This window comes from Kitasatospora sp. GP82 (assembly GCF_029892105.1).
Classification (GTDB): domain Bacteria; phylum Actinomycetota; class Actinomycetes; order Streptomycetales; family Streptomycetaceae; genus Kitasatospora.
The window spans coordinates 265344-277528 of record NZ_JARZAJ010000001.1; the positions used below are offsets into that span (position 1 = coordinate 265344).

A 12185-nucleotide genomic window follows, 5' to 3' on the forward strand; every position below is an offset into this window, starting at 1 on the left:
AGACACAACGACGCGGGGTGGAGCAGCTCGGTAGCTCGCTGGGCTCATAACCCAGAGGTCGCAGGTTCAAATCCTGTCCCCGCTACTCGATAGCCAGAAGGCCCGGCAGATTAATCTGCCGGGCCTTCTGCATGTCCGCACGGCGTGTCGGCCTGCTCCGGTACTATGCGTGGTTGGGGTTTGTGGGGCTCAAGTGTCGGGAAATCGACAAAGCGCTGAAGCAATCTCGCCGGGCTTCGGCCCGCTCCGCCAAAAACGGCCGGAGCAGGTGTACGCGGGTTGCGGGTGATGCGACGATGGACCACACGGGGGACGCAGGGCGGCGGTTGACGGACCGTCCGATCCGGCGTGCCCCCGGCGGATGCCGCAGCACTCTGGGGGAGCGGGAGTCGGCATGAAGCTGATCGGCAGGAACGATCCGGGAGCGAGGCCCACCCCGGCCAAGGGCACCAGCACCAAGGGCATCAGTACCGAAGGCATCAGTACCAACGACATCGGCCTCGACGGCGCAGGCGAGCCGCCCAGGGATGCCGACACCGAGGCATGGGCTATCGGTCCCGAGGACACCCAGCGGGCGCTGCCCACCCAGCGCACCAACAGCCTGACAGGACCGGCCGGCCTCGAACCGGGGTACGGGCCGGAGCGGCTGGTGCATGTCTCCGCCCGGCAACTGCTCGACGCCATCGGCCCGTACGGTGGCGGGAGCGCCTCCGTGGCCGGACCGGACCGGGACGACGAGGCGAGCTTCGAGTCCGCGCTGGCCGCCCGCGAGCAGGCCGCACTGGAGTCCAGGCACCGCCAGGCCGCCGACGCGGGCGACGCCAACGCCGCCAGCCAGCTCGGTGCGCTGCTGCTACGCCGGGGCGACCTGGAGGACGCCGAGCCCTACCTGCGCAGCGCGGCGGCCGCCGGGCTGCGCGCCGCCGCCAACAACCTCGGGGTGCTGCTGCACCAGCGCGGCCACCGCGCCGAGGCCGCCCAGTGGTGGCGGCAGGCCGCCGTCGCGGGCAGCGCACCGGCCGCGCACGCGCTCGGCCTCCAGCTGCGCGACCAGGGCGAGGAGGAGGCGGCCGAGTACTGGCTGCACTTCGCCGCGGAGAACGGACACCCGCTCGGGGCCTACGCGCTGGGCGATCTGATGGAGCATCGGCGCGACGTCCGGGCCGAGCGCTGGTTCAGGGCCGCGGCCGACGCGGGCCACCGCGAGGCCGCCTACCGGCTGGCCCGGATGCGGGAGGCGGCGGGCGACAAGGAGACCGCCGAGACCTGGTACCGCACTGCCGCCGCCCGCAGCCACGCCCGTGCCGCGCTGCGGCTCGGCGTGCTGCTGGAGGAGCGGGCCGGCGAGGATCCGGCCTGTGCGGACGAGGCAGCCCGCTGGTACCGGCAGGGTGCGCAGAACGGCGAGCCCAGGGCGGCCTGTGCGCTGGGCTTCCTGCTGCGGGACGCAGGCGATCTCACCGCCGCCGCCGAGTGGTGGCAGGAGGCCGCCGAGGCCGGGGACGGCATGGCCGCCAACGCGCTCGGCGCGCTGCACGCGAGCCGGGGCGAGGCGGCCGAGGCCGAGCGCTGGTACCGCGCCGCGATGGATGCGGGCGACCACAACGGCGCCTTCAACCTGGGCCTGCTCTGCGCCGGCGCGGGCCGCGAGGCGCAGGCCGAGCAGTGGTACCGGCGCGCCGCGTACGCCGGGCACCGGGAGGCGTGCAACGCGCTGGCCGTGGTGCTGCTCCAGCGGGGCGACGAGTCGGGGGCCGAGCCCTGGTTCTCCAAGGCAGCCGAGGCGGGCAGCGTGGACGGCGCCTTCAACCTGGGCGTCCTGCACGCCGGGCGTGGAGAGCAGCAGCAGGCGCACGAGTGGTACGCGCGCGCCGCTGCCGAGGGCCACGGCGAGGCTGCCCTCCAGCTGGCGGTTGCGCAGGAGCAGCGCGGCAACCTGACGGGTGCTCTGGAGCGCTACCGGCAGGCGGCCTCGGGCGGTTCGGCCGAGGGTGCGTTCCGGCTGGCCTCGCTGCTGGACAGGCGTGGCGACGCGGACGCGGAGGCCGAGCACTGGTACGCGGTGGCCGCCGATGCGGGCCACCGGCGGGCGCAGGTGCGGATGGGCGTCCGGGCGGCCGAGCGGGGTGCGCTGCAGATCGCGGAGAGCTGGTACCGGCGGGCGGCCGAGGCGGGCAGCCGCAGCGCGGCCTTCAACCTGGGGCTGCTGCTGGCCCGTCAGGACAGCGAGGCCGAGGCGATGCTCTGGTACACCCGGGCCGCCGACGCGGGCCACGGACGCGCGGCACTGCGCCTCGCCCTCCTGGCCCTTCGCCGTGGCGAGCCCCTGCAGGCCGAAACCTACTGCCGACGCGCCACGGAGTACGGCCCCGCCGAGGTCGCCGAGCGTGCGGCGCGCCTGCTGGGCGCACTGCATTCGGAACTCAGCGCCTGAGCTCTGAGCCTCCAGTGCCAAGGCTGAGCTCTTCAGCAGAGTCCCGCGCCCCTGAAGGTTCACCCTTGCTCCTGCTGAAGGGCTCACCCTTTGCCCCGAGGGGCTACCCGCTCAGGGCCTTGCGCAGTCGGGGCAGAGGCCGCGGTAGGTGACCTCGGCGCCCGAGATGACAAAGCCGAAGCGTTCGGTGGCGGGGAGGGCCGCGATTGGATCACCCTGGGGGTGGACGTCGCGGATGGCGCCGCAGCCGGAGCAGATCAGGTGCTGATGGGCGTGGTGTGCATTGGGGTCGTACCGCTTGGCGCGGCCGTCGGTGCTGACCTCCAGCACCTCGCCGAGTGTCACCAGTTCGCCGAGGGTGTTGTAGACGGTGGCGCGGCTGATCTCGGGAAGCCGCTGCACCGCCCGCGCGTGCACCTCGTCGGCGGTCAGGTGCACATGGTCGCCGTTGAGGACCTCGGCCACGACCCGGCGCTGCGAGGTCAGGCGCCACCCACGTCCGCGAAGTCGTTCCAGCAGGTCACTCATGGAAACAGGGTAGGGCACATTCCGAAGTTGGTTCCAGTATTGACTTAGACAAAGTCCAGGCTAGGATCGAGTCTGTCACGACCGGATAACGCGGAGGCACTTCCATGACGACCCAGGACGAGCTGCGGCCCACTCTGACCACGGAGGCCGGTGCCCCCGTCGCGGACAACCAGAACACCGAGACCGCCGGCATAGGCGGCCCGGCCCTGATCCAGGACCAGCTGCTCTTCGAGAAGCTCGCCCACTTCAACCGCGAGCGCATCCCGGAGCGCGTGGTGCACGCCCGTGGCGCCGCCGCGTACGGCACCTTCACCGTGACCGCCGACGTCACGGCCTACACCCGGGCCAAGTTCCTCTCGGAGATCGGCAAGCAGACCGAGACCTTCCTGCGCTTCTCCACCGTGGCCGGCAACCTCGGCTCGGCCGACGCCGTCCGCGACCCGCGCGGCTTCGCGCTGAAGTTCTACACCGAGGACGGCAACTACGACCTCGTCGGCAACAACACCCCGGTGTTCTTCATCAAGGACGCCATCAAGTTCCCCGACTTCATCCACACCCAGAAGCGCGACCCGTACACCGGCTCGCAGGAGGCGGACAACGTCTGGGACTTCTGGGGTCTGTCGCCCGAGTCCACCCACCAGGTGACCTGGCTCTTCGGTGACCGCGGCATCCCGGCCTCCTACCGTCACCTCAACGGCTACGGCTCGCACACGTACCAGTGGCAGAACGAGGCCGGCGAGTACTTCTGGGTCAAGTACCACTTCAAGACCGACCAGGGCATCAAGAACCTCACCCAGGACGAGGCCAACACGCTTGCCGGTGAGGACCCGGACAGCCACCAGCGCGACCTGCGCGAGGCGATCGAGCGCGGCGAGTTCCCGAGCTGGACCGTCCAGGTGCAGATCATGCCGGCCGCCGACGCCGCGCAGTACCGCTTCAACCCGTTCGACCTGACCAAGGTCTGGCCGCACGAGGACTACCCGCCGATCGAGATCGGCAAGCTGGAGCTCAACCGCAACCCGGAGAACGTCTTCGCCGAGGTCGAGCAGTCGATCTTCTCCCCGGCGCACTTCGTCCCCGGCATCGGCCCGTCGCCCGACAAGATGCTCCAGGGCCGCCTGTTCGCCTACGCGGACGCCCACCGCTACCGCGTCGGCATCAACGCCGACCACCTGCCGGTGAACCGCCCGCACGCCACCGAGGCGCGCACCAACAGCCGTGACGGCTACCTCTACGACGGCCGCCACGGCCGCCAGAAGAACTACGAGCCCAACAGCTTCGGCGGCCCCGTCGAGACCGGCCGCCCGCTCTGGTCCGCCGTCCCGGTCACCGGCGGCACCGGCACCCACGTCGCCCCCTCGCACGCCGAGGACAGCGACTTCGTGCAGGCGGGCAACCTCTACCGCCTCTTCTCCGAGGACGAGAAGCAGCGCCTGATCGCCAACCTGGCCGGCTTCATCGCCAAGGTCTCGGCCGACCGCGACGACATCGTCGAGCGGGCGGTCGACAACTTCCGCAAGGCCGACGCCGACTACGGCCGGCGCCTGGAGAACGCGGTGCGCGAGCTCCGCAAGCAGAAGTAGCCCGACCCCTAGGCCGCGGGCCCTGGGACCAGCTTCGTACTGGTCCCAGGGCCCGCACCCACACAGCGGACGGTCAGACGCTCAGCCGGCGCAGTGCCTCGTCGTGCAGCAGGCCGTTGGAGGCCACCGCGTCCGCACCGCTCACGCCGTCGATGCCGTCCAGGCCGGTGAAACGGCCGCCCGCCTCCTGGACGATGACGCACGGGGCCGCCATGTCCCACAGGCTCAGCTCCGGCTCGGCCGCGATGTCCACCGCGCCCTCGGCGACCATCATGTACGACCAGAAGTCGCCGAACGCCCGGGTGCGCCAGCAGGAGCGGGTGAGGTCCAGGAAGGCGTCGAGCCGTCCGCGCTCCTCCCAGCCGCTGAGCGAGGAGTACGACAGCGAGGAGTCCTCGATCCGGGGGACCTTGGACACCTCGATCCGGCTCGCCTTGGCCAGACTGCGTCCGGCGAACGCGCCCAGACCCTTGGCCGCCCACCAGCGGCGGTTCAGTGCAGGGGCGGAGACGATGCCGACCACCGGCTCCTGCTCGCCGTCCGGGCCCTCCTCAAGGAGCGCGATCAGGGTGGCCCAGACCGGCACGCCCCGGACGTAGTTCTTGGTCCCGTCGATCGGGTCGATCACCCAGCGGCGCGGGCCCGAGCCCAGCAGGCCGAACTCCTCGCCCAGCACGGCGTCCCGCGGCCTGGCCCGCTGCAGCACGCTGCGCACCAGCTCCTCGGCGGCCTTGTCGGCATCGCTCACGGGCGTCAGGTCGGGCTTGGTCTCGATCTGGAGGTCCAGCGCCTTGAAGCGCTCCATGGTGATGGAGTCGGCCGAGTCGGCGAGGACATGGGCGAGGCGGAGGTCATCGTGGTAGTCGGCCATGCTCGAACACTATCGAGCCGTCATGGGGTGCGTCCGTGCGGCTCGCACAGCGGGACGCGCCTCGGCGGAGGCCGCTCAGTGGCCGCTGCCGCTCAGCTGGAGGCCGACCACGCCCGCGATCACCAGGGTGATCGAGACCAGTTTGAGTACCGAGGTCGACTCGTTCAGCCAGATCATGCCGTAGATCGCCGTTCCGGCCGCGCCGATGCCGGTCCAGACCGCGTAGGCGCTGCCCACCGGCAGTGACTTGAGGGAGAGGGTGAGCAGACCGAAGCTGCCGAGCGCGAAGCAGGCGAAGCCGATGGTGGGCCAGAGCTTGGTGAAGCCGTCGCTCAGCTTGAGGTTGATGGCGAAGCCGGTCTCCAGCAGACCGGCGATGATCACCAAGGCCCATGCCATCGAGCTGACTCCCTGCCGCGTCGAGGACTGACCTTCCTATGATCACCACGCGCGGGCCGTCCGACACGTTCTCGGGGCAGTCGGGGCGCCCCCGAGGGCACTGCCGATCGCCCCGTCAAGAGTGTCAGTCGCCCTCGCGGGTCTCGCGGGTGGCGAGCAGACGGCGCAGCGAGTAGAGGCGGGCGGGCTCGGCGTGGCCGTCGGTGACCCAGGTGTCCAGCGCGCAGTCGGGTTCGTCGTGGCTGCAGGCGCGCGGGCAGTCGGTGGTGCCCGGCTCCAGGTCGGGGAAGGCGTGGATCACCCGGGACGGGTCGATGTGCGAGAGGCCGAAGGAGCGGAAGCCCGGGGTGTCGATCACCCAGCCCGGGTTGAGCGCCTTCTTCGAGCCCGGCTTGGCGCCCGGCGGCGGGGGCAGCCGCAGGGCCAGCGCCGAGACGGTGGTGTGCCGCCCGCGTCCGGTCACCGCGTTCACATGACCGGTCGTCCGCTGGTGCTGCGGTACCAGTGCGTTGACCAGGGTGGTCTTGCCGACGCCCGAGTGCCCGATGAAGACGGTGGCGCGCCCGCGCAGGTGCTCACGGACGGCCTCGGCCCCGGCGTCGGCCAGCTCGTCCCGCCGGGTGACCACGTAGCGGATGCCCAGCGGCGCGTAGGACTCCAGCAGTGGCTCGGCCGAGGCCAGGTCGGCCTTGGTGAGCACCAGCAGCGGCTCCATGCCCGCGTCGTAGGCGGCGACCAGGCAGCGGTCGATCAGCCGGGGCCTGGGCTCCGGGTCGGCCAGCGCGGTGACGATGGCCAGCTGCTCGGCGTTGGCGACGACGATCCGCTCGTACGGGTCGTCGTCGTCCGCGGTGCGGCGCAGCACCGAGGTGCGCTCCTCGACCCGGACGATCCGGGCCAGGGTGTCGGGTTCGCCGGAGAGGTCGCCGACCACGTTGACGACATCGCCGACGACGACGCCCTTGCGGCCCAGTTCACGGGCCTTCATGGCGACGACCTCGCGCTCCTGCTTGGTCCCGGCGTCCACCAGGCAGGTGAGCCGACCCCGGTCCACCGTGAGGATCATCGCCTCGGCGGCGTCCTCGTGCTTGGGCCGGATCCGCGTCCGTGGCCGGGAGCCCTTGCGGCCCGGGCGGTTGCGGATGTCGTCCTCGTCGGCGTCCTTACCGTAACGGCGCATGGTGCAGTACTCCCCTTAGCCCTGACCCAGTAGGTCGGCCCACATCTGCGGGAAGTCGGGCAGGGTCTTGGCCGTGGTCGCCACGTTCTCCACCCGGACTCCCTCGACGGCGAGGCCGAGCACCGCGGCGGCGGTGGCCAGGCGATGGTCCTCGTAGGTGTGGAAGACGCCGCCGTGCAGCGGGCGCGGACGGATCCGCAGGCCGTCCTCGGTCTCGGTGACATCGCCGCCGAGGTCGTTGATCTCCTTGGCCAGCGCGGCCAGGCGGTCGGTCTCGTGCATCCGCAGGTGGGCGATGCCGTACAGGTGGGACTCGGAGTCGGCCAGCGCGGCGACGGCCGCGATCACCGGGGTCAGCTCGCCGACGTCGTGCAGGTCCACCTCGATGCCGTGGATCCGGCCGGTGCCGGAGAACTCCAGGCCGTCGTCGGTGAAACGGCAGCTGCCGCCCATCAGGGAGTAGATCTCGCGCAGCTGGTCGCCCGGCTGGTAGGTGTGCTTGGGCCAGTCGCGGACGGTCACCCGGCCGCCGGTGACCAGCGCGGCGGCGAAGAACGGCGCGGCGTTCGACAGATCCGGCTCGACGACGAGGTCGCGGCCGATCAGCGCGCCCGGGGTGACCCGCCAGACGTCCTTCTCGCCGCCGTCCTCCGGCGCGTCCACCTGGGCACCGGCCTTGCGGACCATGTCCACGGTCATCCGGATGTGCGGGAGAGAGGGGACACTGCCGCCGATGTTCCGGATCTCCACGCCGTTGTTGTAGCGGGCACCGGAGAGAAGCAGGGCGGAGATGAACTGGGAGGAGGAGGACGCGTCCAGCTCGACCGAGCCGCCGTCCAGCGCGCCGGAGCCGTGCACGGTGAGGGGGAAGCCGCCGCGCCCGCCGTCGTCGATCCGGGCGCCGAGCGCGCGCAGGGCGTTGATCACGCCGTGCTGCGGCCGCTCGTACGAGCGCGGGTCGCCGTCGAAGTGCACCAGGCCGTCGGCCAGCACCGCGAGCGGGGGGAGGAAGCGCATGACCGTACCGGCGTTGCCGACGTCCACCTGGGCAGGGCCGAGCAGCCGACCGGCCGGGATGACCCGCCAGGCCTCGCCGCCGCCGGTGCCGCCGCTGGCGGTGTTGACCGTCTCCTCGATGCCCACGCCGAGCGCCCGCAGGCCGTCCGCCATCAGCTGGGAGTCGCGGCTGCGCAGCGGGCGGCGCACCCAGCCGGGGCCGTCGGCCAGGGCCGCCAGCACCAGGGCGCGGTTGGTCGCCGACTTGGAGCCGGGGATGGTGACGGTCGCGTCGACGGCGGTGGTCGCAACGGGGGCGGGCCACAGGGCTTCGGTCATGTGCCAAGTCTAGGGGCCCGGGTAATCAGGGCTTCGTTCCTATTCGAATGGCGGACGTGCGTTCTGCGAAGACATGCTCAAGGCGTGGTGGCCGCGCGCCGCCCCAGGGGGCGAGCGGCAACCCTCCGGGGCAAGGGGCAGTTCTTCAGAGCCCCGCGCCGCCAACGGTTCACCACCTGCGCTGAGGGGTTCAGCGGGACATCAGCCAGGTGCCGCCGGCGAGAAGGCAGGAGAGGGCGATGACCAGGAAGAGGGTCACCCAGAGGACTCCGGCCACCCCGGTCAGCCTGGCCAGCTGGTCCGCGTCGGAGTCGGGGGCCTCGCCGCGCCGCCGCTTGACCTGGAGCTCGACCACCGGCCGCACCCCGGCGAACAGCAGGAACCACACGCCCAGATACGCGAAGACCGCCTGCAACTGCCCGCCGCCGTACCAGGAGATCAGCACGAAGGCCGCGCCGGTGAGCACCACCGAGAGCAGTCCGAAGGCGTTTCGCACCATGATCAGGAGGGCGGCCAGCAGGACGATCCCGATCCACAGCAGCTGCGCGATGTGCTGCCCGGAGAGCAGGGCGGCGCCGCCGAGGCCGAGCAGCGGCGGGGCGGTGTATCCGGAGGCGGCGGTGAGGATCATGCCGGGGCCGGTCGGCGGACCGGAGGAGATGGTCAGGCCCGAGGTGTCCGAGTGCAGCCGGATCCCGGCCAGCCTGCGCCGGGTGAGGACGGCGGCCAGGCCGTGACCGCCCTCGTGCGCGATGGTCACCACGTTGCGGCTGAACCGCCAGATCGGGCGCAGCAGTACCGCGAGCAGGGCCACCGCCGCCGTGGCCGGGGCGACCCAGCTCGGCGGCCCCGGCTGGGAGCCGACCACCAGGTGCCATACGTATGTGCTGTCCATGCCCTGCCTTCCGTGGTCGTCGCGAGCCCTGCCGCTCCGGAACCGAGTGGGCAGCCTCCCATGGCAGGACGGCCCTGCGGTACTCCGCGGTTCTGGTGGGTGAGATGGGGCACAGCCGGGCGGGGGCGCATGGCAAGCTGGCGGCATGTGCGGACGTTTCGCCTCCACCACCAAGCCCGAGGACCTGGTCGAGATCTTCGGTGTCCAGCAGTGGGATCCGGCCGAGACCATCGCGCCGAGCTGGAACGTGGCGCCCACCGACTCGGCGTACGCGGTGCTGGACCGCGCCCCCAAGGGAGAGCGTGAGCCGGTGCGCCAGTTGCGCGTACTGCGCTGGGGCCTGGTGCCGTCCTGGTCCAGGTCGGCCGAGACTGCGGTGAAGATGATCAACGCGCGGGCCGACACGGTGCACGAGAAGCCCGCCTACCGCCAGGCCTTCGCCTCCCGCCGCTGCCTGCTCCCGGTCGACGGCTACTACGAGTGGCAGACCATATCCGGCGAGAAGGGCAAGCCGCGCAAGCAGCCCTTCCTCGTGAGCCGGGTCGACGGCCGACTGCTCGCCCTGGCCGGGCTGTACGAGTTCTGGCGGGACCGCACCCGCCCGGCCGACGACCCCCTGGGGTGGCTGGTCACCTGCACCATCGTCACCACCGAGGCCGAACCCGCCCTGGCCCCGATCCACGAGCGGATGCCGCTCTTCCTCGACCCCTCCGACTTCGACGCCTGGCTGGACCCGGCCATCGGCGAACCCGAGGAGTTGCGGCCGCTGCTTGTCGCGCCCCCGCCGGGCGCGTTGCAGGCCGTCCCGGTCTCGGCGGCGGTCGGCAATATCCGCAACAACGGACCGGAGTTGCTCAAGCCGCTCTCGGAGACCGGAAACGACGGGACGATGCTGTTCTGATCCCGGGTGGTTCCCGGGGGGTTCCCGAGTGGATGTGACAGAGTCGAAGTCGATCTTCCGAGTTCCTGGAGCCGCCGTGCAGACCCTCGTCCCCACCCCTGCCGGGGAGGCCCGGATCACCCGGTACCCGGCCGCCGGCCGTCCGAAGGCGCTGCTCGCGCTCGGCCACGGCGCCGGTGGCGGCATCGAGGCGATCGACCTGCAGGCTCTCGCCGGCAGCCTTCCGGCGCGCGGGATCGCGGTCGCGCTGGTCGAGCAGCCCTGGCGGGTGGCGGGCAGGAAGGTCGCGCCCGCACCGAAGACCCTGGACGTCGGCTGGCTCCCGGTGATGGCCGAACTCGCCGGTGACGGACCGCCGTTGGTGGTCGGCGGGCGCAGCGCCGGAGCTCGGGTGGCCTGCCGGACGGCGGTGGCGGTGGGCGCGGTCGCCGCGCTGGCGCTGGCCTTCCCCCTGCATCCGCCGGGCAAGCCGGAGAAGAGCCGTGCCGAGGAGCTGCTCGCCTCCGGCCGGCCGACCCTGGTGATCCAGGGTGAGAAGGACACCTTCGGCACCCCCGAGGAGTTCCCCGCCCTCCCGTCCGGCCACGGACTGGTCGCCGTGCCGTACGGGAACCACGGCTTCGCCGTCCCCAAGCGGGCCCCGTACGGCCAGGAGGAGGCGCTGGAGCTGATCACCACGACGGTGGGTGACTGGGTCCTGTCACTCTTCTGAGACTGCTGGGAATGCCGGGCGGAGTGCTCTGGTTAACACCTCCGTCAGCAGATGAGTCCCGTGGAAAGGCAGCGCACATGGGTTCGATCGCATGCCCCGAGCGGCCGGACGAGCGGGCGGCGATGGATGCCGCGCTGCCGGTCTGGTCGGACTGGCTTGTCACGAGCGAGAAGCCCGTGAGCCCGATATCCTCGCTGTCGGGTGGGCCCGCCGTGGGTCGTGCCCGCAAAGCCGAGGAGGTGGGTCCGGTCGTCGGGACCGAGGACGAGGCCGAGCCGGGCGAGGTGCTGCCGGTGAGCGAGGTTCTCACGGGTGACGAACTGGCCGAGGCGATCGGCGAGGACACCTTCCGGGTGTCGGAGAACGAGACCGAGGGGGCCCGGCGGGAGCGCTTCGAGCGCGACGCCCTGGGCTACCTCGATCCGATGTACTCCGCCGCGCTGCGGATGACCCGTAACCCTGCCGACGCCGAGGATCTGCTCCAGGAGGCGTTCGCCAAGGCGTACGCGTCCTTCCACCAGTTCCGCGAGGGCACCAACCTCAAGGCGTGGCTGTACCGGATCCTCACCAACACCTTCATCAACTCCTACCGCAAGAAGCAGCGCGAGCCCCAGCGCACCGCCGCCGAGGAGATCGAGGACTGGCAGCTGGCCCGGGCTGAGTCGCACATGTCGACCGGTCTGCGTTCGGCCGAGGCACAGGCGCTCGACCACCTCCCGGACAGCGATGTGAAGGACGCCCTCCAGGCCATCCCGGAGGAGTTCCGGATCGCGGTCTATCTCGCGGATGTGGAGGGGTTTGCGTACAAGGAGATCGCGGACATCATGGGTACACCCATCGGTACGGTGATGTCCCGACTGCACCGGGGCCGCCGCCAGTTGCGCGGCATGCTGGAGGACTACGCCCGTGAGCGCGGGCTCGTTCCGGCGGGTAGCGGAGCAGGGCAGGAAGCGAAGGGCGCGGGCTCATGAGCTGCGGCGATCCGCACGACACCGAGTGTGGCGAGGTCCTCGACCACCTCTACGAATTCCTCGACAACGAGATGGCCGAGGGCGACTGCGCCAAGTTGCGGGTGCACTTCGAGGAGTGCTCGCCCTGCTTGGAGAAGTACGGGCTCGAACAGGCCATCAAGGCACTGATCAAGCGCTCCTGCGGCTGCGACGACACCCCCGCCGACCTGCGCGGCAAGGTGCTCGCCCGGATCGACAGCATCCGCTCCGGGCAGCGCTCCGGCGAGTCGCGCCCGGTCGCCGAGGTCACGGCGGAGGACACCGCGGGCCACGGCGCGGCGAGCACGCTCGCAGCGTCCGATTAGCCGTCAGCCGCCGGAGCTGTCGCGGTCGGGTA

At 71.5% G+C, this 12185-nt stretch carries 12 protein-coding genes and 1 tRNA gene; 7 read left to right on the forward strand and 6 right to left on the reverse strand.

The window, feature by feature from the left end; all coding sequences use genetic code 11:
- Nucleotides 1-11: 11 nt before the first annotated feature.
- Nucleotides 12-85, forward strand: a tRNA-Met gene (locus P3T39_RS01140).
- A 309-nt stretch (nucleotides 86-394) separates the two neighbouring features.
- The gene (locus tag P3T39_RS01145; RefSeq protein WP_280695308.1) at nucleotides 395-2434 is read left to right on the forward strand and encodes a tetratricopeptide repeat protein; all 2040 of its coding nucleotides are present in this window, start codon (nucleotides 395-397) and stop codon (nucleotides 2432-2434) included.
- Between the two features lie 111 nt (nucleotides 2435-2545).
- Here the strand turns inward: P3T39_RS01145 and P3T39_RS01150 are convergent, their stop codons facing one another.
- On the reverse strand, nucleotides 2546-2962 hold the full coding sequence (locus P3T39_RS01150; protein WP_280695309.1) for a Fur family transcriptional regulator: 417 nt from the start codon (nucleotides 2960-2962) through the stop codon (nucleotides 2546-2548).
- Between the two features lie 104 nt (nucleotides 2963-3066).
- On the opposite strand from P3T39_RS01150, the gene P3T39_RS01155 reads away from it, so the two are divergent.
- Nucleotides 3067-4545: a catalase gene (locus P3T39_RS01155; protein WP_280695310.1), complete on the forward strand. Its 1479-nt coding sequence runs from the start codon at nucleotides 3067-3069 to the stop codon at nucleotides 4543-4545.
- 73 nt (nucleotides 4546-4618) lie between these two features.
- Here the strand turns inward: P3T39_RS01155 and hisN are convergent, their stop codons facing one another.
- From hisN to P3T39_RS01180, 5 genes are all read right to left on the reverse strand, one after another.
- On the reverse strand, nucleotides 4619-5416 hold the full coding sequence (gene hisN / locus P3T39_RS01160) for a histidinol-phosphatase (RefSeq protein ID WP_280695311.1): 798 nt from the start codon (nucleotides 5414-5416) through the stop codon (nucleotides 4619-4621).
- A gap of 75 nt (nucleotides 5417-5491) precedes the next feature.
- Nucleotides 5492-5815 (reverse strand): multidrug efflux SMR transporter, encoded by a 324-nt coding sequence (locus tag P3T39_RS01165; protein ID WP_280695313.1) that lies wholly within the window; start codon nucleotides 5813-5815, stop codon nucleotides 5492-5494.
- Between the two features lie 124 nt (nucleotides 5816-5939).
- The gene (gene rsgA, locus P3T39_RS01170; RefSeq protein ID WP_280695314.1) at nucleotides 5940-6995 is read right to left on the reverse strand and encodes a ribosome small subunit-dependent GTPase A; all 1056 of its coding nucleotides are present in this window, start codon (nucleotides 6993-6995) and stop codon (nucleotides 5940-5942) included.
- 15 nt (nucleotides 6996-7010) lie between these two features.
- Complete coding sequence (gene aroA, locus P3T39_RS01175) at nucleotides 7011-8330, reverse strand: 3-phosphoshikimate 1-carboxyvinyltransferase (protein ID WP_280695315.1); 1320 nt, start codon at nucleotides 8328-8330, stop codon at nucleotides 7011-7013.
- Nucleotides 8331-8520: 190 nt separating this feature from the next.
- A complete protein-coding gene (locus tag P3T39_RS01180) occupies nucleotides 8521-9225 on the reverse strand; it encodes a M50 family metallopeptidase (protein WP_280695316.1) in 705 nt (234 codons plus the stop codon).
- A gap of 145 nt (nucleotides 9226-9370) precedes the next feature.
- Here P3T39_RS01180 and P3T39_RS01185 point away from each other — a divergent pair, with 145 nt between their 5' ends.
- The 4 genes from P3T39_RS01185 (at nucleotide 9371) to rsrA (ending at nucleotide 12153) form a co-directional block, all read left to right on the forward strand.
- Nucleotides 9371-10126 carry an SOS response-associated peptidase gene (locus P3T39_RS01185; RefSeq protein WP_280695318.1) on the forward strand — a complete coding sequence of 252 codons (756 nt, stop codon included), beginning with the start codon at nucleotides 9371-9373 and terminating at the stop codon, nucleotides 10124-10126.
- A gap of 76 nt (nucleotides 10127-10202) precedes the next feature.
- Nucleotides 10203-10838: an alpha/beta family hydrolase gene (locus tag P3T39_RS01190; RefSeq protein ID WP_280695320.1), complete on the forward strand. Its 636-nt coding sequence runs from the start codon at nucleotides 10203-10205 to the stop codon at nucleotides 10836-10838.
- Nucleotides 10839-11170: 332 nt separating this feature from the next.
- Nucleotides 11171-11809, forward strand: a complete 639-nt coding sequence (locus P3T39_RS01195) for a sigma-70 family RNA polymerase sigma factor (RefSeq protein ID WP_280695412.1) — start codon at nucleotides 11171-11173, stop codon at nucleotides 11807-11809.
- Complete coding sequence (gene rsrA, locus P3T39_RS01200) at nucleotides 11806-12153, forward strand: mycothiol system anti-sigma-R factor (protein ID WP_280695321.1); 348 nt, start codon at nucleotides 11806-11808, stop codon at nucleotides 12151-12153. The genes P3T39_RS01195 and rsrA overlap by 4 nt, the downstream gene beginning before the upstream one ends.
- Nucleotides 12154-12185 lie beyond the last annotated feature (32 nt).